Here is a 23,111-nt window from a genome sequence, read left to right as displayed (position 1 = left end):
GTTGGTGGGCACTTACTTCCGACGAGAATCAGGTTAAATGTTAGATTTTATGTGCTGTGTTACGCCGGTCGTTGCGCAGAATCTGTGTTGTGTCGAGGGTTTATTCAACCTTTTCAAGCAACATGGGGGCTGAATGAAACGAGATGTCAATAACGCAGCTACTTTTTCACCGAATCAGGACGTTTTTGCGCCTTGTCGCTGCTTCGTGTGGTTGGTAAAGTAGGCGGATTTTATTTTCCGCCCCCAGCTTGCAGGATTATCCTTTCGTTATGTTTAAGAAATTTCGTGGCATGTTTTCCAACGACTTGTCCATCGACTTGGGTACCGCCAATACCCTTATATATGTAAAAGGACAAGGCATTGTACTGAATGAACCTTCAGTGGTTGCTATTCGTCAGGATCGTGCCGGTTCACCGAAGAGCGTTGCGGCTGTAGGCCATGATGCCAAACAGATGCTTGGGCGTACCCCCGGCAATATCGCAGCTATTCGCCCGATGAAAGACGGCGTTATTGCCGATTTCTTTGTCACTGAAAAAATGCTGCAACACTTTATTAAGCAAGTTCACAGCAACAGCTTTATGCGCCCGAGTCCGCGTGTATTGGTGTGCGTACCGGTCGGGGCAACTCAGGTTGAGCGCCGTGCGATCCGTGAATCAGCTCAGGGCGCAGGCGCCCGAGAAGTGTTTCTGATTGAAGAGCCTATGGCTGCGGCAATTGGCGCAGGTTTACCGGTTTCTGAAGCGACCGGTTCAATGGTTGTGGATATTGGTGGCGGTACCACAGAAGTGGCCGTTATCTCTCTGAACGGTGTGGTTTACTCTTCTTCCGTGCGTATCGGTGGTGACCGCTTTGATGAAGCCATCATTAATTATGTGCGCCGTAACTACGGTTCACTGATTGGTGAAGCGACAGCTGAACGTATCAAGCACAGCATCGGTTCTGCTTATCCGGGTGATGAAGTTCTGGAAATTGAAGTCCGTGGCCGTAACCTTGCAGAAGGTGTACCACGTGGCTTTACGCTAAATTCCAATGAGATCCTTGAAGCGCTGCAAGAGCCGCTGACCGGTATTGTTAGTGCAGTTATGGTGGCGCTGGAACAGTGTCCACCAGAATTGGCATCTGATATCTCTGAGCGCGGTATGGTGTTGACCGGTGGTGGCGCATTGCTGCGTAACCTGGATCGCCTACTGATGGAAGAGACCGGCATCCCAGTGGTGGTGGCAGAAGATCCATTGACCTGCGTCGCTCGAGGTGGTGGTAAAGCGTTGGAAATGATCGACATGCATGGCGGCGATTTGTTCAGCGAAGAATAGTTAGCCAAAGGGAGAAGGGCCGGTCGGATAAATCTATACCCAAGGTAAAGTCATTGGCGTTGCAGCCAGGCAAAGGAACGAATTCGGATGCGCTGACACAGGTCAGTTATTCGTGTGAGTGAAAGCCGTGCAGAGTGCTGTAACGTCAAGTACGAGAAGGGATGATTCAGATTTGGCGCTTCTTCTTTCATGCCGCCAAGGAATACGCATAATTTATGAAGCCGATTTTTAGCCGGGGTCCATCCCTGCAACTGCGGTTGTTTTTTGCCGTTCTTGCAGCCATTGTTTTGGTTATTGCGGATAGCCGATTGGGTACATTTGTTAAAATCCGTACCTACATGGACACCGCCGTTAGCCCTTTCTATTTTCTGGCCAATGGGCCACGTAAAGTTCTCGACAACGTTTCTGAAACTCTGGCTACCCATAAGCAGTTAGAGCTGGAAAACCGTGCGTTACGCCAAGAGCTATTGCTGAAAAATACTGACCTACAGTTGCTTGGACAGTTTAAGCAGGAAAACAACCGGTTACGTGAATTACTCGGTTCTCCGCTGCGTCAGGATGAACAAAAAATGGTGACTCAGGTGATGTCCAGCGGGACAGACCCTTATAGTGACCAAGTAGTTATCGATAAAGGCTCTAACAATGGCGTGTATGAAGGCCAGCCAGTTATCAGTGACCGGGGTGTCGTGGGCCAGGTTGTTGCGGTCAGTAAATTAACCAGCCGCGTCTTATTGATTTGTGATACCTCCCACGCGCTTCCTATCCAGGTCTTGCGAAATGATATTCGGGTGATTGCCGCCGGTAGCGGTTGCACCGATGACTTATTATTAGAGCACTTACCTAGCAATACAGATATTCGTGTTGGTGATGTATTAGTGACCTCCGGTTTGGGCGGGCGCTTCCCCGAGGGTTATCCGGTCGCCGTGGTTTCTTCGGTCAAAGTGGATAACCAACGCGCTTATACAGTGATTCAGGCGCGTCCGACCGCCGATTTGCAACGTTTACGTTATCTGCTGTTATTGTGGGGCGCCGATCGCAATGGCGATATTCCACTCCCCCCCGCTGAAGTTCGCCGGGTCGCAAATGAACGTTTGGCTCCCATGATGTCGCAAGTATTACCTGCTGCTGATGAGATGGGCCCTCCGGCACCATCCGCAAACACGGCACCAACAGCAGTGACTGCTCCGGGAGTATCACCATGAACCGCTACAGCAGCAATGGCCGTTGGGTTATCTGGTTATCTTTCCTGATTGCCATGGTGTTGCAAATTATGCCGTGGCCTGAACAAATTTATATGTTCCGGCCTTCGTGGCTAGCATTAGTCTTAATTTATTGGGTGATGGCCTTACCGCACCGGGTGAATGTGGGAACGGGTTTCATTCTCGGGCTGATTATGGACCTTATTATGGGGTCCACTCTCGGGGTGCGGGCGCTGGCGCTCAGTATTATTGCTTATTTGGTCGCGTTTAAGTTTCAGCTATTTCGCAATATGGCGCTGTGGCAACAGGCGCTCATTGTGATGTTGCTGTCACTGACAATGGATGTCGTGGTGTTTTGGTCTGAGTTTTTAGTCAGTAATGTCTCATTCCGCCCCGAAGTCTTCTGGAGTAGTGTGGTCAACGGTATTCTATGGCCGTGGCTATTTTTGTTAATGCGTAAAATTCGCCGTCGATTTACGGTGCAATAAGGATTTAAGACTCATGACCGCCCTGTATCTCGCTTCTGGTTCTCCACGCCGCCGTGAATTATTAACCCTGCTTGATGTCCCTTTTGAGGTGCTGAAAACAGAAGTTGAAGAGCTGCGGAGACCAGAGGAAAGTGCGCAAGAATATGTCCAGCGTTTGGCACAGGACAAAGCACGAGCAGGGGTGATGGTCGCTCCACAGGATCTGCCAGTACTTGGAGCCGATACCATTGTGGTGTTAAATGGGCAAGTATTAGAAAAACCACGGGATAAAGCCCATGCGCAGGAAATACTCAGTGCGCTGTCCGGGCAGCAACATCAAGTGATCACAGCGGTGTCACTGGCGGATAAACAAGAGGTGTTATCTACCATGGTGGTGACAGATGTGACATTCCGCGTGTTATCTCAGTTGGAAATCAGTGACTATATTGCTACCGGTGAACCCATGGACAAAGCGGGCGCTTACGGTATTCAGGGGAAAGGTGGTTGTTTCGTCAGAACCATTAGCGGCAGTTACCATGCTGTGGTGGGTCTGCCGTTAGTTGAAACCCATGAATTACTAAGTCATTTCATTGCGCTGCGTAATGTGAGAGGAAGTCATGACAGCTGAATTACTGGTCAATATCACACCGTCTGAAACGCGGGTTGCCTACATTGATGGTGGCATCCTGCAAGAAATTCACATTGAGCGCGAAGCGAAAAGAGGCATCGTCGGCAATATCTACAAAGGCCGTGTTAGCCGGGTGTTACCGGGCATGCAGGCGGCTTTTGTCGATATCGGGCTGGATAAAGCCGCTTTTCTTCATGCTTCCGATATCATGCCCCACACCGAATGCGTGGCTGGGGATGAGCAGAAAAATTTCAATGTGCGCGATATCGCTGAACTGGTTCGTCAGGGGCAGGATTTAATGGTGCAGGTGGTGAAAGACCCGCTGGGCACCAAAGGCGCACGTTTGACCACCGATATCACTCTACCTTCCCGCTATCTGGTCTTAATGCCAGGGGCTGCTCATGTCGGTGTTTCCCAGCGTATTGAAAGTGAAGCTGAACGCGAACGCCTGAAAAAAACCGTGGCAGAGTATTGTGATGAGCAAGGCGGTTTTATTATCCGTACCGCCGCGGAGGGGATTGGTGAAGAAGAGCTGGCCGCTGATGCCGCCTTCCTTAAGCGCTTATGGACGAAAGTTCAGGAACGTAAAAAACGCAATATCACCAAATATAAGCTATATGGTGAAATGGCACTGGCGCAGCGGGTGCTCCGTGACTTTGCCGGGGCTGCGTTGGATAAAATCCGTGTCGACTCCAAATTAACTTATGATTTGCTGGTGGAGTTTACCAGTGAATATATTCCAGAAATGACTGAGAAACTGGAGCTGTATGCGGGTAAACAACCCATTTTTGATCTCTTTGATGTCGAAAATGAAATACAGCGCTCTTTAGAACGCAAAGTTGAATTAAAATCAGGCGGTTACCTGATTATTGACCAGACAGAAGCCATGACCACCGTGGATATCAACACCGGTGCATTTGTCGGCCATCGTAATCTTGACGAAACTATCTTCAATACCAATATTGAGGCCACTCAAGCTATCGCCCGCCAGTTGCGGATGCGAAATCTGGGCGGGATTATCATTATTGATTTCATTGACATGAGTAATGAAGAACACCGTCGGCGCGTTTTGCATTCACTGGAACAAGCGCTGAGTAAAGATCGGGTAAAAACCAGTATTAACGGTTTCTCTCAGCTAGGCTTAGTAGAAATGACCCGCAAGCGCACGCGGGAGAGCATCGAGCATGTGCTGTGCAATGAGTGCCCGACCTGCCGTGGCCGTGGCACGGTCAAATCAGTGGAAACCGTGTGCTATGAAATCTTGCGCGAGATTGTCCGTGTTCACCATGCTTATGATTCTGACCGCTTCCTGGTTTATGCTTCTCCGGCAGTGGGCGAAGCGCTGAAAGGCGAAGAGTCTCATGCGCTGGCTGAAGTGGAAATCTTCGTCGGTAAGCAAGTGAAAGTCCAGATTGAGCCACTGTATAATCAAGAACAATTTGATGTGGTGATGATGTAAGCACCTCCCGGCCTTTGTATATATAGGTTCTATCGGGAGCCGCTGCACACATGCAGCGGATGGCAAGGAGAGAAGTGTGAGGCGACTGCCCCGGATAATGTTTGTGACAGGCGCCACAATAATTGTGGTGGTGGCGCTGTTGGTCAGTGGGCTACGCATGATGCTGCCTCTTATCAACGACTATCGCGCGCAAATCGTGACCAAGGTTCAGTCTATTAGCGGAATTCCACTGGAGGTGGGGTTCATGCAAGGGACGTGGGAAACTTTTGGCCCGACATTGGAATTGCGTGATATTCGCGCTCAATTACCGCAAGCCAATTGGCAGGTGCAGCGGGTGACCCTGGCGCTTGATATATGGCAGTCATTGCTGCATTGGCGCTGGCAATTCCGCGATATGACTTTCTATCAGTTGCAGTTGGATCTCAACACCACGTTGGATCGGCAACAAAACAATGGCAGCAGCTTTGAAGCCAGCACCCTCACTGATATCTTCTTACGCCAGCTAGATCATTTTGATCTGCGCAACAGCCGTATTTCATTCCTAACCCCATCAGGCCCCCGCGCCGAATTAGAAATCCCACAACTGACTTGGCTTAACTCTCCAAGCCGGCATCGCGCTGAGGGGCAAATTAGTCTGTCGACTATCAATGGTCAGCACGGTGTGCTGATGGTGCGGATGGATCTGCATGATAATCAGGGGATTTTGAGCAACGGCACTGTTTATATGCAGGCCGATAATATTGATTTGAAACCTTGGATTAGCCGTTGGCTGCATAATAATACGGGGTTAGACAGTGCCGAGTTCAGTCTGGCGGCCTGGTTGAGTATCAAAAGTGGCGAAATCTACAGTGGCAATGTGCTGCTCAATCAGGGGCAGGCCAATTGGACAGTGGGGGGCGAATCCCATCAACTCGCGGTGGATAATTTTGTGCTGGAAGGCCGCCGCCATGGTAATGGCTGGCAAATTGATGCGCCGGAATTGAGCCTCAAAACTGACGGCCAACCTTGGCCAAAAGGGCACCTATCTGCGCTGTGGTTGCCGGAAAATACTCAGTTTATTGGGCCAGACCAATCTCAAGAGTTACGAATTCGTGCCACTAATATTCAGCTAGAGCGAGTGGGGCCGATATTGCCCACTTTGTCACTTTTTACTCCTGAGTTAATGAATCATTTAGCAGATTTACAGCCCCAAGGGATCGTCGATGTGCTGGCATTGGATATTCCCATCAACCAACTGCCAAAGACCCGTTTTCAGGCCAAGTGGCACGATATCAGTTGGCAGCATTGGGATCTGTTGCCGGGGGTGAATAATTTTGCCGGTGCGCTCAGTGGCTCTGCCGAGCAAGGGCGGCTGGATATCAACTTAAAAAACAGCCTATTACCTTATGGTAATATGTTCCGCGCCCCACTGGAGGTGAGTCAAGCTAGCGGTGCAGTGAACTGGCAAGTTGATGATAAAGGCTGGGAATTGTGGAGTGATAAGCTGGATGTCCGGGCTAAATCACTGTGGGGCAATGGCAGTTTCCACTATATGCAGCCAAATACTGGCCAGCCGTGGCTCAAGATTCTGAGTGGTATCCGCCTGTATGATGCTACTGATGCTTGGCGCTACTTCCCGGTGACGTTAATGGGCGAGAAACTGGCCGATTATCTGACTGAGGCGTTACAGGGTGGGCAAGTGGATAATGCCACACTGATTTATAACGGTAATCCTCATGATTTCCCTTATAAACATAAAGAAGGCCAGTTCCAGGTTTATGTCCCGCTGCGTAACGCCACTTTCCAGTTCCAACCCGATTGGCCGGCGTTAGACAATTTGGCTATTGACCTCAATTTCCTCAATGAAGGTCTGTGGATGAACGCGCCTCACGCCATGCTGGGCAAGGTTACCGGCAGTAATATCAGCGCAATAATTCCAGATTATCTGAAAGAAAAACTGTATGTCGATGCTGAAGTTGCAGGTGCTGGGCACGCCGTCCATGACTACTTTATTGATACGCCCTTGAAGGATTCAGTGGCGGAAACACTGCAAGAATTGCAGGTGGGGGGCAATGTAAGTGGGCGCTTACATCTCGATATCCCCTTGGAAGAAAACCGAATTACACATGCTAGCGGTGAAGTGACACTGAAAAATAACAGCCTGTTGGTGAAGCCGCTGCAAAGCCAATTGGAGAATATCAGCGGTAAATTCCGCTTCAATGATGGCAATCTTGAGAGTGATATTTTATCAGCCAACTGGTTTGGGCAACCACTAACTGTTGATTTTACTACCAAAGAGCAGCCTAAAAACTTTTTGGTCAATGTTGGGCTACACGGCGATTGGTTACCGGCTAAATTACCAGGTATACCCGCCGATGTAGCGAAATTGCTGAGTGGCAGCGTCAACTGGCAAGGTAAAGTTGCGGTGCAATTACCCAAACAGGGTAAACCAGATTATAAGATTGATGTCACCGCTGACCTCAAGAAAGTGAGCAGTCACTTACCGTCACCGCTAGATAAATCAAGTGGTCAATCTTTGCCACTACAAATACAGGCGGTTGGTGGGCTGGAGAGTTTTACCTTGTCTGGCAGTGCGGGCGGTAATAATGTTTTTAATAGCCAATGGCTGATAGAAAAGCAGCAGGTAGAGCTAGCTCGCGCAATCTGGCAGACCGCCGCTATTTTGAAAACAGATAGCAAAAAAATACCGCCATTGCCGGAGGATAAAGGTTTAGTGCTCAAGTTACCTGGCCTTGATGGTGAGGGCTGGCTGGCCTTGCTCGGGTCTGAATTTGCGGCAGTCAGTGCGCCTCTTGCCTCATCCGCTCGACCGACCCTAAAAGGCGGCGAATCCAATATCATTCTCCCTAAGCGACTGATATTGCAGACCCCGCAGCTATTGATCGGTGGGCAAACCTGGCACGAGCTGGCTTTAATGGTAGAGCCGTTGCCCGCCGGGACCAAAGTCACGGCGAAAGGTCAGGAAGTGGACGGAAGTTTGCTCATGGCTGAATTTGGGCCATGGCATGCTAACTTCGATTATCTTTATTACAACCCACAATGGGCGGCAGGTGCAGAGAAAACCCCACTGGCACAAGCGGCATTGCAGGAGCCACAAAGCCCCAGTAAAATTTCGTTCCATGACTGGCCAGCCCTACAGTTACGTTGTAAATCTTGTTGGATTTTGGGGCAGAATGTTGGGCGGGTTAATGCGGATTTGACCCCCAAAGGCAATATTCTGGCGCTGACCAATGGCCTTATTGAGGCGGGCAATGGGCGGGCTAAAGTTACCGGGCAATGGCAACAAGAGGGTGACAGTGATAAAACCAAGCTCAATGTGGCACTGACTGGGGCCAAAATCGACGAAACCATCTCGTTCTTTGGCCTGATGACGCCAATGAAAGATGCTTCGTTTGATATCAATGCTGATGTCAATTGGCAGGGGGTTCCGTGGCAACCGCAGATAAATACCCTCAATGGCACATTAAAGGGTAAATTGGGTAGAGGGCTACTGACTGATCTTGGTGGCGGGCGTGCGGGTCAACTATTGCGGCTGGTCAGTTTTGACGCACTATTGCGTAAGCTCCAGCTCGATTTTAGTGATACGTTTAGTCGTGACTTCGCGTTTGATTCTATTCGCGGCACCGCCAATATCAAAAATGGCGTTATGCATACCAATGACTTAGTCATTGATGGGCTAGCGGCTGATATTGCCATGAGTGGTAATGTCGATTTGGCAAAACGCCAGATAGCCATGGAAGCCGTTATTACACCAGAGATTTCCGCCACTGTCGGTGTTGCAACTGCTTTTGCAATTAATCCGGTGGTCGGGGCAGCAGTATTTGCGGCCTCGAAGATTTTAGGGCCGTTATGGAGCAAGGTTTCGCTGATTCGCTACCAGATTACCGGTAGTTTGGATCAACCAACCATCCATGAAGTATTACGCCAACTAAAGGAGAGTAAGGCGCCATGAAAAATGCCAATGTTGCATTATTACAGTTATGCAGCGGTGAAAATACCCGTGACAATCTGGCTCAAATTGAGCAGCAGATCAAACAGTTAAACTCAGGTATTCAACTGGTTATGACGCCGGAGAATGCATTGCTATTTGCCAATGCCGCCTCATACCGACACCATGCTGAACAGCATAATGACGGGCCATTGCAGCAAGAAGTCCGTGAGATGGCGCGCAAATATAATGTCTGGATTCAAGTGGGTTCAATGCCAATGATAAGCCGGGAGTCACCGGAGCTTATTACCACCAGTAGCTTACTGTTTGATAATCAGGGCGAGCTGAAAGCCCGCTATGACAAAATCCATATGTTTGATGTGGATATAAACGACGCCCATGGCCGCTATCGTGAATCGGATACCTATCAGCCGGGGCAACAACTGACCGTGGTGGATACGCCGGTAGGCCGCTTGGGTATGACGGTTTGCTATGATTTGCGCTTCCCCGGCTTGTTCCAAGCTCTACGGGCGCAGGGGGCTGAGATTATTTCAGTCCCATCGGCCTTTACCAAAATGACCGGTGAGGCCCACTGGGAAATTTTATTGCGCGCACGGGCGATTGAAAACCAGTGTGTGATACTGGCCGCTGCACAGGTCGGGCGTCATGGCGCGACCCGCCGTACTTGGGGCCACACCATGGCAGTCGATGCTTGGGGGAAAATATTAGCCCAAAACCCAGATGCGGTGGCTGCCTTAAAAGTCAAAATTGACACTAAGGGCTTAGAAACTATTCGTAATCAGATGCCGGTATTGCAGCATAATCGCTTCCTACCGCCGCTGGTGCCGCAGTCGCATAAACTATCATCTAATTCATGATAATCATCTAAATAAAGAGTGAAAACTATGAGCCTCTCGTTTGTCAGTGAGCAGTTACTCGCTGCTAACAAGCTGAACCATCAGGACTTGTTCTCAGTATTGGGGCAGTTGGCTGAACGCCGCCTCGATTATGCTGACCTGTATTTCCAGTCCAGCTACCACGAGGCCTGGGTGTTGGAAGACAGCATCATCAAAGATGGCTCTTACAATATTGATCAGGGTGTCGGCGTGCGAGCGGTCAGCGGTGAAAAAACCGGTTTTGCCTATGCCGATCAAATCACCCTGAATGCTTTACAGCAAAGTGCCCATGCGGCGCGCAGTATCGTGCGCGATACCGGCAACGGCAAAGTGCATACCTTAGGCGAGATTCGCCATCAAGCACTTTATCCGCTGCTCGACCCGCTACAAAGCTTGTCACGGGAAGACAAAATCGCCTTGCTACATCGCGTCGATAAAGTGGCGCGTGCTGCAGATAAACGCGTGCAAGAAGTGAGCGCCAGTCTGACCGGTGTGTATGAACAAATTCTGGTGGCTGCCACCGACGGCACATTAGCGGCGGATGTGCGCCCACTGGTGCGGCTGTCGGTCAGTGTATTGGTGGAAGATAATGGCAAACGCGAACGCGGTGCCAGCGGTGGCGGTGGCCGTTTCGGCTATGACTACTTCCTGGAAACCGTCGATGGCGAAGTGCGGGCTGATAATTTTGCTAATGAAGCGGTCAGAATGGCATTGGTTAATTTGTCCGCCGTTGCCGCTCCGGCCGGTGCTATGCCGGTAGTATTAGGCGCAGGCTGGCCGGGCGTGCTGCTGCATGAGGCGGTTGGTCACGGGTTGGAAGGCGATTTTAACCGCCGTGGCAGCTCCGTATTCAGCGGCCAAATGGGTAAATTGGTGGCTTCAGAACTCTGTACCGTGGTGGACGATGGCACGATGCAAGGTCGCCGTGGCTCACTGGCCATCGACGATGAAGGGGTGCCGGGCCAGTACAACGTACTGATTGAAAACGGTATTCTGAAAGGTTACATGCAGGATAAACTGAATGCCCGTCTGATGGGCGTTGCGCCGACCGGTAATGGCCGCCGTGAATCCTATGCCCATTTGCCGATGCCGCGCATGACCAATACTTATATGCTGGCGGGCAAATCGACACCGGAAGAGATCATCTCCAGTGTGGAATATGGCCTGTATGCACCTAACTTTGGTGGTGGTCAGGTGGATATCACCTCCGGCAAATTTGTGTTCTCAACTTCCGAAGCTTACTTAATTGAGAAAGGCAAAATCACCCACGCGGTGAAAGGTGCAACCTTGATTGGCTCCGGCATTGAAGCTATGCAGCAGATTTCCATGGTCGGTAACGATCTGGCGCTGGATAAAGGCGTCGGAGTGTGTGGCAAAGAGGGGCAAAGCCTACCAGTGGGGGTCGGTCAACCGACTCTGAAACTGGATAATTTAACCGTGGGTGGCACGGCGTAGAGTTTTTATTTATCACTAATACTTTCCCATATTGTTGGGGAAAGTATTAGTGGCTGACATATTATGACCGCCGGAGCGATCGTTTTAATATAGTGCTCGTGATGTCGTATGTAAAATAGACATTTATTGATTTAAACTTCTTTTATCCATTGATTTTATTCCCCAGTCACTCGGGTAAATAGTTTTAAATGTGCTATGTATACAACGCTATATAGAGTTTTTAGTCTATATTCAGATATTGGAAGCGCTTGGGCGAACTCAGTCAACTTGAGTAGATCGGATTATTCTCAATTAAATTGAGAGTTTCCTCGCTAAATCGCGTTATTTATAGATATATACCAGCTAATTATCTAGCGATAACTGTGATATATCTCAGCGACACGCTTAAAATACTCGGTTAAATAATCAATGCAGACTTGAACTTTGAGGGGCATTTTATCTTTCTCGGTATATAACGCATATACCGGCCGGGGATCTGAATGGTATTTTTTAAACAGAACTTCAACTTCACCACGCTTGATTTCTTCTATTACCCACATGAGGGGTGCATAGGCGATTCCGGCACCCGCCTTTAACCAGCGAATCATGGTCTGTGAGTCATTGGTGACAAAGCGCCCCTGTGGCGATATTTGCGTGGTAATACCTTCTGGTGCAATCAATTCAAAATTACTGTCTGGCCGCACACTGTATTCCAGCCAAGAGAAGTTGGTCATGTCACTGGGTTTTTCAGGGGTGCCATGCTGCAACAAATAGCTTTTGGCGGCACATACGACCATCGGCATCGAACCGAGGCGGCGGGAAAATAGCCCAGAATCCTGTAAGGCACCCACGCGGATCACTACATCCAAACCATCGGCAATCAAGTCCGGAGCCGGAATACCGGTGACCAGATTAACTGACAGGCCGGGGTACTCTTTCAGCATCTCAGCTGTCATGGTTGCCAGCACATTTTGTGCCATTGTTGATGAACAACCGATGCGCAGTGTGCCGGTCGGCGTGTTGTTAAAAGCATACAGTTGCTCATGAACTTCTTGTACTTCCTGCAACATGCGTCGGCAGCCCTGATAATAAATCCGCCCTGCTTCTGTCAGGCCAATACGACGGGTGCTGCGGTTAAGCAGCTTAACATTTAGCTCTGTTTCCAGTTTTGATACGGTCTGGCTGATTGAAGAAACACTCATTTCCAACTGCCGTGCAGCACCGGTAAAAGATCCGCACTCAACCACTTTGGCAAATACTGACATCCGTTTTAATCTTTCCATAGTCCCTCCAGATAGATTTTTTCACAGTGATTGTTAACTCTGGCTTAAAAGTGATTTAGATCACACATTGTAGATAAGCTGATAATAAGCAGGCTAATATACTGCTGTCGGGAGAACCGCCTCAAGGTTGAAAACCACGTAGCCCGAGTCTTATTCAAACAACAGTTATACTCGTTATTTAAGTTTAATTCATAGAATGGGTTTATGGTTCTTGCTTTTAGCTGTGGTTGTAATGATTGGATGAGTTTCGTTACCGGCCTGATTATTCACTCAGGTGGAGGCACCGGTACCCAATAACAAAAAGGATTTAAAGAATGAGTTTGCTTCCGGTGATGGTGATTTTCGGTCTGTCTTTCCCGCCGATATTTCTTGAACTGCTTCTTTCCCTGGCACTTTTTTTTGTGGTGCGCAGATTACTACAACCCACTGGTATTTATGAGTTTGTCTGGCATCCGGCACTGTTTAATACCGCGTTGTATTGCTGCCTTTTTTACTTAATTTCTCATCTTTCTTCCTGAGGTCGCCGTGAGTACTTTTGCATTAAAAATAATCCGCATCGGCATCACCTTATTGGTGGTTTTACTGGCTGTTATCGCTGTTTTTAAGGTATGGGCTTTTTATACCGAATCGCCGTGGACTCGTGATGCAAAATTTACCGCAGATGTGGTCGCGATTGCGCCAGATGTCAGTGGCTTAATTACTGATGTGCCGGTAAAAGACAACCAATTGGTGCAGAAAGGCCAAATCCTGTTTGTCATTGATCAGCCGCGCTATCAGCAAGCGCTGGCTGAAGCCGAGGCCGATGTTGCTTATTACCAAACACTGGCTGCTGAGAAACAACGGGAATCCGGCAGACGCCAACGTTTAGGGGTTCAGGCGCTGTCACAAGAAGAAATTGATCAATCCAGCAATGTGCTACAAACCGTCCGTCATCAATTGGCGAAAGCTATTGCGGTGCGTGATTTAGCGCAGCTTGATCTGGAGCGAACTACAGTGCGCCCGCCCGCTGAAGGCTGGGTAACCAACCTGAATGTCCATGCCGGAGAATTTATTAATCGCGGAGCCACCGCCGTTGCATTAGTGAAGAAAGACACTTTCTATATCTTGGCTTATTTGGAAGAGACCAAATTGGAAGGGGTTAAACCGGGGTATCGGGCAGAAATCACGCCGCTCGGCAGCAACCGCATTCTGCACGGCACCGTCGACAGTATCTCTGCGGGGGTGACCAACAGTAGCAGCAGTGCGGATAGCAAAGGGCTGGCGACCATTGATAATAATCTCGAATGGGTACGGCTGGCGCAGCGCGTGCCAGTGAAGATCCGCCTGGATAGTGACGTTCAGCAGCATCCTTACCCGGCGGGGACCACTGCGACTGTGGTCATCACGGGAACGAATGATCGCGACCCTAATCAATCATCGCCGATAGTGAAATTGATGCATCGCCTGCGCGAGTTTGGCTAAGATGAGCAGCCCGGCTTTTATCCGCCTACGCTTTGCTTTCAAGCTCAGTTTTGCCATTTTGGCGGCGCTGTTCCTCGGTTTTCATCTGCAATTGGAAACACCGCGCTGGTCAGTATTGACTGCGGCGATTGTCGCCGCTGGCCCAGCTTTTGCGGCCGGTGGCGAACCTTTTTCCGGTGCAATTCGCCATCGTGGCTGGCTGCGTATTATCGGGACATTCATTGGCTGTATTGGTGGCTTGATTATTATTGTTCTGACCATCAGAGCGCCAGTATTGACTTTAATGCTTTGCTGTCTGTGGGCTGGGGTATGCACCTGGATTTCATCATTGGTTCGCGTTGAAAACTCCTATGCCTTTGGTTTAGCAGGTTATACCGCGCTTATCATCATTGTGACGACCGGCGAGAGTCCTTTATTAACACCGCAATTTGCGGTTGAACGCTGTAGCGAGATTGTGTTGGGGATCGTCTGCGCCGTGATGGCGGATCTACTGTTTTCCCCGCGATCAATTAAGCAAGATATTGATCGGCTGGTCGATAAAGTTTTAGTCGATCAATATCGGCTGTTGCAACTGTGTATTCGCCCGGCAGAAAAAACGGATATCGACCGCGCCTGGAGTGATTTAGTCAAAAATACTACGGCACTCAATGGGATGCGCAGCTATCTGATGATGGAATCTTCCCGTTGGCAGCGCTGTGATTGCCGTTTACAGGTATTGCATACTGAATCATTAACGTTAATCACTCAGGCGTGTGAAACCTATCTAGTGCTCGCCAATCACCCCGATATCTTGACCGCTGAACTGAAAACTATGTTAAGCGAACCGGCGCAAACGTCGGCTGAAATTCATCAAAAAATGAAAAAACTGCGCCAATTTATGGGTGCCAGCCACAGTGACGCAATCCCACATACCATTAGCAGTTGGGTCGGTGCGGCAACCCGCTATTTATTATTGTCAAAAGGGATTCATACCAACAGCAGCATTAGCCGGGTAGAGGAGGAGATTTTGGCCGGTGTTGTGCCGGTGAAACATGTCTCCGCCGAGGGGCACCATGCAATGATTAACGGTTTGCGTACCGGTGTCGCGACGGCGATTGGTGGGTTATTCTGGCTATGGACGGGCTGGACATCGGGGGCGGGCTGTATGGTGATGATTGCAGTGGTCACTTCGCTGGCGATGCGAACTCCTAATCCGCGCATGGTGGCGCTCGATTTTCTGCTGGGGGTGATTATGGCGCTGCCCATCGGGGCGCTTTACTTTATGTTTATCATTCCCGCGACTCAGCAAAGTATGTTGCTGTTATGCATCAGCCTAGGGCTGCTGGCATTTATTATTGGGATCGAAGTGCAAAAGCGGCGCTTGGGTTCATTGGGGACGCTAGCCAGCACCATCAACATTATCGTGCTGAGTAATCCGATGCAATTTAATGTCAGTTTGTTTCTCGACAGCGCATTAGGCCAAATTGTCGGCTGTTTCGTTTCCCTGATTGTGTTGTTGCTGATCCGCGATAATGCCAAGGACAGAACCGGCAGAACCTTATTAAACCGCTTTGTTTACAGCGCAGTATCTGCCCTGACCACCAATAAAGCGCGCCGCAATGAAAACCATTTACCGGCGCTATATCAGCAATTGAATCAGCTTTTGATGATGTTCCCCGGTGATCTCGACAAATATCGGCTGGCTTTGACTCTGATAATTGCTCATCAGCGGCTCAATAAAACGGAAGTCCCGGTTAATGCCGAATTGAGTGCTTTTCATAAGCAAATCCGCTATACCGCGGATCGCGTTATTAATGCCAAAAATTCGCAAAAACGGCGCTATTATTTTGCTCGGTTATTACAAGAATTAGACCAATATCAGCAGAAATTAGTGGATTATCAATCGCCTGATTCTGTTACCCGCCCAGTAAAACGGCTGGCTGATATGCTGCACAAGTATCAGAGTGCACTTATCTAACCATACCCTTCGTCCTTGAAACCACCGGGTTGTTAGCGGCGTTCACTTACCCGAATCACTGACATGGGTCAGCTCATCGGGGTGCGCTCGCTGGCTGCCTACCGGTAATTCCAATGACTTTGGGTATATACTTAATGGAACCATCCTTCCTCGCCCTCCACTGATGGAGGGCATTATTTCCCTCAGGAGGTCGACAAGATGTCAGCACAAAATCCATCGAGCAACTCATTAAGCAATCCCTTACAAGCGCAACGACATAGCGACGGTGTTTATCATATTGGCTATTTTGTCGGCGGTTCTTGGCATCAGGCGCAGGATACTTTTGCGGTTCATAATCCTGCGACCGGCGAGCTGGTCGCAAAAGTCGCTAAATCCGGTAAACAGGAAACGGAAGCTGCCATTAAAGCCGCTAGCGAAGCTTTCCCTGCCTGGCGCAAAACTCCCGCAAAACAGCGCGCAGAAATTTTACAGCGTTGGTATCTTCTGATTATGGAACACCAGCAATCATTGGCTGAAATAATGGTTTCTGAGCAAGGTAAACCATTGAAAGAAGCACTGGGCGAGGTTGCTTATGCCGCCAGCTTTATTCAATGGTTTAGTGAGCAGGCTAAACGTGCCAATGGCGAAATCATCCCGCCCGCTAAAGAAGGTGCCCGCATACTGGCGACCCGCGAACCGGTCGGTGTGGTGGCGGCTATCACGCCGTGGAATTTCCCATTGGCGATGCTCACCCGCAAACTGGGGCCTGCACTGGCAGCCGGTTGTACCGGGCTGATTAAACCGGCTAACAATACGCCGCTTTCCGCCTTTGCTTTGCTGGCATTGGCCGAGCAGGCGGGGGTGCCCGCCGGGGTGCTTAATGGTGTTGCCGGTGATACCCATGCTATCAGTGATGCCATCATGGCCAGCCCTGAAGTGCGCAAAATCTCCTTTACCGGCTCGACTGAAGTCGGCAAAACCTTGATGCGCAATGCCGCCGCCACCATGAAGAAAATCTCCATGGAACTGGGGGGGAATGCGCCGTATATCGTGTTTGATGATGCCGATTTGGATGCTGCCATCGCGGGCGCTATGGCCTGTAAATTCCGCAATGCCGGGCAAGTCTGTGTTTGTGTCAACCGCTTCTATATTCAGGATGGCGTCTATGACGAGTTTGTTAATCGGCTGGCCGCTGAAGTCAAGAAACTGAAAGTGGGCAACGGCATGGATAAAGACGTCAATATGGGGCCGCTGATTAACCTCGCAGGGTTGGAAAAAATGGAAGATCACGTCAAAGATGCGCTAGAGAAAGGCGGGCGATTATTGGCCGGTGGTAGCCGCCATAAACTGGGCGGTAATTTCTTCCAGCCGACGGTGATTGCAGATGCTACAGAGCAGATGAAAGTGGCCTCTGAAGAGACCTTTGGCCCACTGGCGGCGTGTTTCCGTTTTAAAACGGAAGAGGAAGTCATTCAGCGGGCGAATAACACGCCATTCGGGTTAGCGGCTTATTTTTATACTCAGAACTTACAGCGAGTATTCCGGGTTTCAGATGCGCTGGAAAGCGGTATGATTGGTGTGAACGAAAGCTCGGTTTCAACCGAGTTAGCGCCTTTCGGTGGCGTTAAAGAGTCTGGTCTGGGTCGTGAAGGTTCGGTGCTGGGGCTGGATGAGTTTATGGAAGTCAAAACCCTTCATCTGGGCAATCTATGATGCAGATTCATATCGTATTTTGATTAATAGAGTGGGGCATGGGCAATCACCATGAGCAGCACAATGAGAGGAACACAAAAGGTTAAGGAGAACCATGAATAAACGACTTATAGCTATTCTGGCGGCGTTATTGGTGTTGGCCGTGGCAGCATGGCAGAGTATCGACGGTGTCACTGTGCGCGCTATCGGCCAAGCGCCGGACTTAGAGCGGCCACAGTTATCGGCCCCAGCACCTATCGAGCAATTAACTCAGCACCAGCAGGTGGCCAAATACTTGCAAGCCCATCACCGCCTGCCGGATTTTTATATTACTAAGCAACAGGCGCGCGAAAAGGGCTGGAATCCAAAAGACGGCAATTTGTGTAAGGTATTGCCGGGTAAGGCCATTGGTGGCGATCGTTTTTCTAACCGTGAACGCCAACTGCCCGATGCCAAAGGCCGCAACTGGCGTGAGGCCGATGTGAATTATCGTTGCGGGCATCGTGGTACTGATCGGTTGCTTTACTCCAATGACGGCCTGATTTATCTGACTCAGGATCACTACAAGCATTTCATTCGGATGGAGTAAAAAGATGGTAAAAGTGGTATTCGATTTTGACCATATACCGGATCTTCCCGCTTTTTACGACGCATTCTCCCAAAAGTTTGCGCTGGGCGAAGGTTTTGGTGCCAATCTGGATGCGCTGTGGGATGTGGTAACGGGCGAGATAGCTTTACCGGTAGAGATTGAATTTATTCATTTCAATCACCGCCGGAAACGCCGTTTTGGGGCAATAGTTTTATTGTTCGAAGAGGCGGAAGAGGAGCTGGCCGGGAGCCTGCGTTTCAATATAACTTGAACTGGCCCCTTTGACCCGGCCCCGCCCGATGATTACTTTTTCTCAGCCAATTCACGCAGATACTGGAAAATCTGGCGGAATGATTTCGGCGGTTTATTGGCAGCTTTCTCTTTCTGGGCATTACGCACCAAGCTACGCAGCTGTTGGCGGTCAGCCTCTGGATACAATTCCAACACGGTCGGGATAGCATCATCGCCTTCTTCAACCAAACGGTCGCGCAGTAATTCCAGTTTGTGGAACAGCGAGACTTGCTGATTATGGCGGTTTTTCAGTTTATCCAATGCAGTTTGAATCGGCTCTACATCACGGGCGCGCAGCATTTTACCAATTAACTGGATCTGGCGGCGGCGGCCTTCTTTCTTGATTTTCTGTGCTAATTCAACGGCTGCCAGCAGATCTTCATCCAATGGGATCTTCTCTAGCGCATTTTTACCCAGCTCAACCAGTTCAGTACCGAGGTCTTTCAGCGCTTCAGCATCACGTTTAATTTCACTTTTACTGACCCAGATAATTTCTTCATCATCGTCATTTTTATCTTCTGGGACTTCATCTAGCCAGTCTTCGGGCTGCTTGTTCATGGTCAAATTCCTTAAAAAGAGGCTAATTGTAGCAGGCTGTTGGCTTTCTGCGAAATTGTACGAAGATCTCTGATAAACTCAGAATCAGGACATTCTCTATTTTATCCGTGTAAGTCGTCGTATTACGACACTTTCCTGAACGATTATCTCATTAATTATGGCAGACTGATGAAAGTAGTCACTCAAGTTGCAGAACAGCGTAAAACGCTGGAACAAGCAGTTGCACAGGCTTTAGAGTTAGCCCGTGCGGGTTCTGATGCGGCCGAAGTTGCCGTAAGCAAAACCACCGGAATCAGTGTCAGCACCCGCTTTGGTGAAGTGGAAAACGTGGAATTCAACAGCGATGGTGCGCTGGGAATCACTGTTTATCATCAACAGCGTAAGGGTAGCGCCTCCACCACTGACTTAAATCCGGATGCGGTCGCCCGTACGGTGCAGGCTGCACTGGATATCGCCCGCTATACCTCACCGGATCCTTATGCTGGCCCGGCGGAAAAATCGCTGCTGGCCTTTGAAGCGCCAGATCTGGATTTGTTCCATCCGAGCGATTTAGATGCTGAGCAAGGTATCTTGCTGGCCGCCCGCGCAGAACAAGCGGCATTGCAGGCTGACAAGCGGATTACCAATACCGAAGGTGGTAGTTTTAATAGCCATTATGGCATCAGGGTGTTCGGTAATAGCCACGGGATGTTGCAGAGTTACTGCTCAAGCCGCCATTCACTCTCCAGCAGTGTGATTGCAGAGCACAATGGTGATATGGAGCGGGATTACGCCTATACCATTGGCCGTCGAATGGAAGATTTAGCCAACCCGGAATGGGTCGGTGAAGAGTGCGCCCGCCGTACTTTATCCCGCTTATCACCCCGCAAACTGCCGACTATGCAGTCGCCGGTGTTGTTTGCCGCAGAAGTCGCTACCGGCCTGTTTGGTCACTTGGTTTCGGCTATTAGCGGCGGCAATATTTATCGTAAATCCACTTTCTTACTCGACCACCTTGGCAAGCAGATTTTGCCGGAGTGGCTAACTATTGAAGAACATCCACATTTACTGCGTGGCTTGGCTTCGACCCCCTTTGACAGTGAGGGCGTGCGCACGCTGCAACGCGAGATCGTCAAGGACGGGGTGCTGCAAACCTATCTGTTGACCAGCTATTCGGCCCGTAAGTTGGGGCTGCAAAGTACCGGCCATGCGGGTGGTATCCATAACTGGCGCATTGCCGGCCAGGGGCAGGACTTCGCCGGGATGCTCAAACAACTGGACAAAGGGTTGGTGGTGACTGAGTTAATGGGGCAGGGGGTTAGCACCGTGACCGGTGATTATTCCCGTGGCGCGGCCGGTTTTTGGGTTGAAAACGGTGAGATTCAGTATCCGGTCAGCGAGATAACCATCGCCGGTAATCTGAAAGATATGTTGCGTAATATCGTGAGTGTGGGCAGCGACATCGAAACCCGCAGTAACATTCAGTGCGGCTCTATTTTATTACCTGCGATGAAGATTGCGGGCGAATAATATATTGTTGCTGTGAATCTAAAGCTGGCATCTGTTGCCAGTTTTTTTTTGCTCTTTTTCGAGCTTTCCTTATTTGATTACAAAAAGTCATTGTCAGATTGTCCCTGCATTGCCTATGTTATGTATGAGCAATGTAATAATGATGTGTCGTGATTTAACAATAATTATAAGGAATGTGAGCATGAGCAAGAAAATAATGGCCTTGATGGCCGCGGCATTGCTGTGTGCCAGCAGCTTGGCGATGGCTGCCAGTGTGGCAGATAACATGGATACGATTGCCGAGAATTACGGCAAAGTGCTGAAAGCCGACTCTACCGATGCGATTAATCAAGGTTTACAGGCAATGCGGGTCGCAGCACTTGATGCACAGAAAGGGATTCCGACTAAGTTAAAAGACAAAGCTGAAGATAGTCCTGAAGTGAAAGATTTCCGCCACGGTTTAGACTTATTGATCGGGCAGATTGATGGCGCGCTGGCATTAGCTGGTCAAGGCAAGTTAGATGAAGCTAAAAAAGCGGCACAAGACTTTAAACCGACGCGCGATACTTACCACAAAAAGTATCGCTGATCAGGGAAAGAGGGTAATGGCCTTAGGTCGTTACCCCATTACATAAATTAGCGGTGATATTCACCGGCAGCTTCCGGCTGATAAAGTAATTCCAGCACGATAATGCGGGCTTCATCCCCACCCGGCAATTTCCAACTAATTTCGTCATTCACATGCAACCCCAGCAATGCCGCACCTAATGGTGCCATGACAGAGAGCTGCTCGTTGCTGTCTTTCAGCGACGCCGGATAAACCAATGTGCGGATATGTTCTTCCTGGCTGTTCAGATCGCGAAAACGCACGCGACTGTTCATGGTCACGACATCTGCCGGGATAGCATTCGGGGGCAGGATTTCTGCCCGATCCAGTTCTTCATTGAGCGCTGTTGCGACCACTGAACCGGCAAAGGCCGGTTGCGCCAGTAACGCATCCAAACGTTCAGCATCCAGCTCGTTAATCGTGATGGTTGGCTTGGTCATACCACTCTCCAATTCAATTTCAACAAAACATAAAAACAACACCCCCACGCCATAGGAGAGGGGGTGTTCGAAAATAGCTTAATATTACTCTGATATTAGGCGCTTCCGGCGAGAAAAGAAAGAGATCCGGATCACGAACTTTTTTCCAGTATCTGCTTCCACCCTCTATTTATATAGCAAGTTATTTTGTTGTTAATGATTAAGTTAGGGATGTGACGGCGTATTTTGCGAAAGTGATCCCTTCAGTCCATTACATTTCCACTTTGAACTGGAAAAAATGCCGCTACACACCCATTCCGCTTGCAGGTAGGGTGATGTTATAGCGCAGAGGCAAGGGATGACGAATAAATAACTGAACTTATCTTTGCAGTCAGAAAGTTGTAGCCGTAAGGAATAGAGGATTGCCAGCGTGAATGATGTAGCCGCATTGAATGCAGCCGAAGACCCTGGAATGAAAGAGGCCATTACCATCACTGAGCGGGTATTAGGTGAAATTACCGCGATGTTAAATGCCGAAAATATTTTTACCAATGCTGTTCAGCAGCAAATGTTGACATCACATATTCGGGCTATGGTCTTGCGCTCAATAACGGGCGAGCCACTACCTGAAGTAGATAAATCATTATTTGATGAGATTTCAGCACATTCGATGCAAATGGCTCAGCAGGTGGTCGATAAATTTCCTAATTTACCCATTGAAGAAGCTTATTTGTTGTCGGTGCATTTTGAAGTAGCGAAAGATAATAACCCATAAAAACCTGTTCTGGAGAAAATACTATGAGTCAAATTACTGTTGTGATTGGCGACCGTTTAGGAAAAGGCCAGAAAGTTGGGCAAGGTGTTGAGTTAGCCGGTGGCCGCGTGGTGGTTATTCCCGGAGTGGCCGCAGATATGAAATTGGGCGATGTGATGAATAGCGAACAAGCAGATTTCGGTATTTCATTCTGTGGTAGTGGCGGTGCAGGCGCTATTACTGCACAAAATAAATATGGCTACAAAGCTAAATACGGCATGCGTTCAGTGGAAGAAGGCGTGACGGCAATAAACGAAGGCTGCAAGGTTTTAGGCTTCGGATTTATGGATAAAGAAGAATTAGGGCAAAAGCTGGTGGAAGCCTATATCAAGAAATATGGTCAGCCGTAATGAAAGAGCAATATACCACTCAGGTGCAAGTCAAAGGTAAAGGCGATACTAAAGGTAAAGCTTTCGCTAATGCACTCGGTAATGTCCAGAATACGGTATTGAAGTCGACACAAAATATTTTGCTGCGAATTGAGCCACAAGACGTAAAAGTATTAAAAGCAGAATTATCAGTAAAAAATGAAAAGTTTTTATTCTTTTTCCTGTCGCGGGAAAGAAAAACCTACAGTGTCGAATTAGATATTACCGTGAGTGTGACAATCATTAATACAGATAAGGTTATCTTCGTTTCTAAATAAGAT

General features: G+C 49.2%; 22 protein-coding genes. 19 read left to right on the top strand and 3 right to left on the bottom strand.

Going from position 1 to position 23,111, the window contains the following annotated elements:
• Positions 1 to 269 precede the first annotated feature (269 nt).
• From mreB to tldD, 8 genes are all read left to right on the top strand, one after another.
• Positions 270 to 1,313, top strand: coding sequence for a rod shape-determining protein MreB (gene mreB / locus DXZ79_RS18150; RefSeq protein ID WP_002228205.1), 1,044 nt, complete (start codon positions 270 to 272; stop codon positions 1,311 to 1,313).
• Between the two features lie 215 nt (positions 1,314 to 1,528).
• The gene (mreC, locus tag DXZ79_RS18145) at positions 1,529 to 2,515 is read left to right on the top strand and encodes a rod shape-determining protein MreC (RefSeq protein ID WP_038638634.1); all 987 of its coding nucleotides are present in this window, start codon (positions 1,529 to 1,531) and stop codon (positions 2,513 to 2,515) included.
• Positions 2,512 to 3,000, top strand: coding sequence for a rod shape-determining protein MreD (gene mreD, locus DXZ79_RS18140; RefSeq protein ID WP_038638637.1), 489 nt, complete (start codon positions 2,512 to 2,514; stop codon positions 2,998 to 3,000). The genes mreC and mreD overlap by 4 nt, the downstream gene beginning before the upstream one ends.
• Before the next feature lie 13 nt (positions 3,001 to 3,013).
• Positions 3,014 to 3,607 (top strand): Maf family protein, encoded by a 594-nt coding sequence (locus DXZ79_RS18135; RefSeq protein ID WP_038638639.1) that lies wholly within the window; start codon positions 3,014 to 3,016, stop codon positions 3,605 to 3,607.
• A complete protein-coding gene (gene rng, locus DXZ79_RS18130; protein WP_038638642.1) occupies positions 3,597 to 5,066 on the top strand; it encodes a ribonuclease G in 1,470 nt (489 codons plus the stop codon). The genes DXZ79_RS18135 and rng overlap by 11 nt, the downstream gene beginning before the upstream one ends.
• 76 nt (positions 5,067 to 5,142) lie before the next feature.
• Complete coding sequence (yhdP, locus tag DXZ79_RS18125) at positions 5,143 to 9,018, top strand: AsmA2 domain-containing protein YhdP (RefSeq protein WP_120011522.1); 3,876 nt, start codon at positions 5,143 to 5,145, stop codon at positions 9,016 to 9,018.
• A complete protein-coding gene (nit1, locus tag DXZ79_RS18120; RefSeq protein ID WP_038638648.1) occupies positions 9,015 to 9,872 on the top strand; it encodes a deaminated glutathione amidase in 858 nt (285 codons plus the stop codon). Before yhdP ends, nit1 begins: the two co-directional genes overlap by 4 nt.
• Positions 9,873 to 9,899: 27 nt before the next feature.
• Positions 9,900 to 11,345: a metalloprotease TldD gene (tldD, locus tag DXZ79_RS18115; protein WP_038638650.1), complete on the top strand. Its 1,446-nt coding sequence runs from the start codon at positions 9,900 to 9,902 to the stop codon at positions 11,343 to 11,345.
• Between the two features lie 350 nt (positions 11,346 to 11,695).
• Here the strand turns inward: tldD and aaeR are convergent, their stop codons facing one another.
• Positions 11,696 to 12,607 (bottom strand): HTH-type transcriptional activator AaeR, encoded by a 912-nt coding sequence (aaeR, locus tag DXZ79_RS18110; RefSeq protein ID WP_038638653.1) that lies wholly within the window; start codon positions 12,605 to 12,607, stop codon positions 11,696 to 11,698.
• Positions 12,608 to 12,921: 314 nt separating this feature from the next.
• Between aaeR and aaeX the strand changes: the two genes are divergently transcribed.
• The 6 genes from aaeX (at position 12,922) to DXZ79_RS18080 (ending at position 18,556) form a co-directional block, all read left to right on the top strand.
• On the top strand, positions 12,922 to 13,125 hold the full coding sequence (aaeX, locus tag DXZ79_RS18105) for a p-hydroxybenzoic acid efflux pump operon protein AaeX (RefSeq protein ID WP_038638656.1): 204 nt from the start codon (positions 12,922 to 12,924) through the stop codon (positions 13,123 to 13,125).
• A 7-nt stretch (positions 13,126 to 13,132) separates the two neighbouring features.
• The gene (gene aaeA, locus DXZ79_RS18100) at positions 13,133 to 14,068 is read left to right on the top strand and encodes a p-hydroxybenzoic acid efflux pump subunit AaeA (RefSeq protein ID WP_120011521.1); all 936 of its coding nucleotides are present in this window, start codon (positions 13,133 to 13,135) and stop codon (positions 14,066 to 14,068) included.
• 1 nt (position 14,069) lies between these two features.
• Positions 14,070 to 16,025: a p-hydroxybenzoic acid efflux pump subunit AaeB gene (gene aaeB, locus DXZ79_RS18095; RefSeq protein ID WP_050292187.1), complete on the top strand. Its 1,956-nt coding sequence runs from the start codon at positions 14,070 to 14,072 to the stop codon at positions 16,023 to 16,025.
• Between the two features lie 198 nt (positions 16,026 to 16,223).
• Positions 16,224 to 17,717 carry an NAD-dependent succinate-semialdehyde dehydrogenase gene (locus DXZ79_RS18090; protein ID WP_038638664.1) on the top strand — a complete coding sequence of 498 codons (1,494 nt, stop codon included), beginning with the start codon at positions 16,224 to 16,226 and terminating at the stop codon, positions 17,715 to 17,717.
• Between the two features lie 94 nt (positions 17,718 to 17,811).
• On the top strand, positions 17,812 to 18,285 hold the full coding sequence (locus tag DXZ79_RS18085) for a ribonuclease (protein WP_038638666.1): 474 nt from the start codon (positions 17,812 to 17,814) through the stop codon (positions 18,283 to 18,285).
• A 4-nt stretch (positions 18,286 to 18,289) separates the two neighbouring features.
• The gene (locus DXZ79_RS18080) at positions 18,290 to 18,556 is read left to right on the top strand and encodes a barstar family protein (protein WP_038638670.1); all 267 of its coding nucleotides are present in this window, start codon (positions 18,290 to 18,292) and stop codon (positions 18,554 to 18,556) included.
• 32 nt (positions 18,557 to 18,588) lie between these two features.
• Here the strand turns inward: DXZ79_RS18080 and yjgA are convergent, their stop codons facing one another.
• Positions 18,589 to 19,134: a ribosome biogenesis factor YjgA gene (gene yjgA / locus DXZ79_RS18075; protein ID WP_050292186.1), complete on the bottom strand. Its 546-nt coding sequence runs from the start codon at positions 19,132 to 19,134 to the stop codon at positions 18,589 to 18,591.
• 168 nt (positions 19,135 to 19,302) lie between these two features.
• On the opposite strand from yjgA, the gene pmbA reads away from it, so the two are divergent.
• Complete coding sequence (gene pmbA / locus DXZ79_RS18070) at positions 19,303 to 20,643, top strand: metalloprotease PmbA (RefSeq protein WP_038638676.1); 1,341 nt, start codon at positions 19,303 to 19,305, stop codon at positions 20,641 to 20,643.
• A gap of 181 nt (positions 20,644 to 20,824) precedes the next feature.
• Positions 20,825 to 21,211, top strand: a complete 387-nt coding sequence (cybC, locus tag DXZ79_RS18065) for a cytochrome b562 (RefSeq protein WP_038638679.1) — start codon at positions 20,825 to 20,827, stop codon at positions 21,209 to 21,211.
• A 47-nt stretch (positions 21,212 to 21,258) separates the two neighbouring features.
• On the opposite strand, the gene rnk is transcribed toward cybC, so the two are convergent.
• Positions 21,259 to 21,669: a nucleoside diphosphate kinase regulator gene (rnk, locus tag DXZ79_RS18060; protein ID WP_005162545.1), complete on the bottom strand. Its 411-nt coding sequence runs from the start codon at positions 21,667 to 21,669 to the stop codon at positions 21,259 to 21,261.
• Positions 21,670 to 22,078: 409 nt separating this feature from the next.
• Between rnk and DXZ79_RS18055 the strand changes: the two genes are divergently transcribed.
• The 3 genes from DXZ79_RS18055 to DXZ79_RS18045 are packed head-to-tail and all read left to right on the top strand — an operon-like array spanning position 22,079 to position 23,108.
• Entirely contained in the window at positions 22,079 to 22,423 is a 345-nt protein-coding gene (locus tag DXZ79_RS18055; protein ID WP_038638682.1) for a glycine dehydrogenase, read from the top strand.
• A gap of 23 nt (positions 22,424 to 22,446) precedes the next feature.
• Positions 22,447 to 22,812, top strand: a complete 366-nt coding sequence (locus DXZ79_RS18050) for a glycine-rich SFCGS family protein (RefSeq protein ID WP_005271418.1) — start codon at positions 22,447 to 22,449, stop codon at positions 22,810 to 22,812.
• The gene (locus DXZ79_RS18045; protein WP_038638687.1) at positions 22,812 to 23,108 is read left to right on the top strand and encodes a DUF4312 family protein; all 297 of its coding nucleotides are present in this window, start codon (positions 22,812 to 22,814) and stop codon (positions 23,106 to 23,108) included. The genes DXZ79_RS18050 and DXZ79_RS18045 overlap by 1 nt, the downstream gene beginning before the upstream one ends.
• Positions 23,109 to 23,111 lie beyond the last annotated feature (3 nt).

Source organism: Yersinia rochesterensis (genome assembly GCF_003600645.1).
In the GTDB taxonomy this organism is placed as follows: Bacteria; Pseudomonadota; Gammaproteobacteria; order Enterobacterales; family Enterobacteriaceae; genus Yersinia; species Yersinia rochesterensis.
Note: the sequence above shows the minus strand (reverse complement) of the source record. Positions and strands in the feature narration are given on the sequence as shown.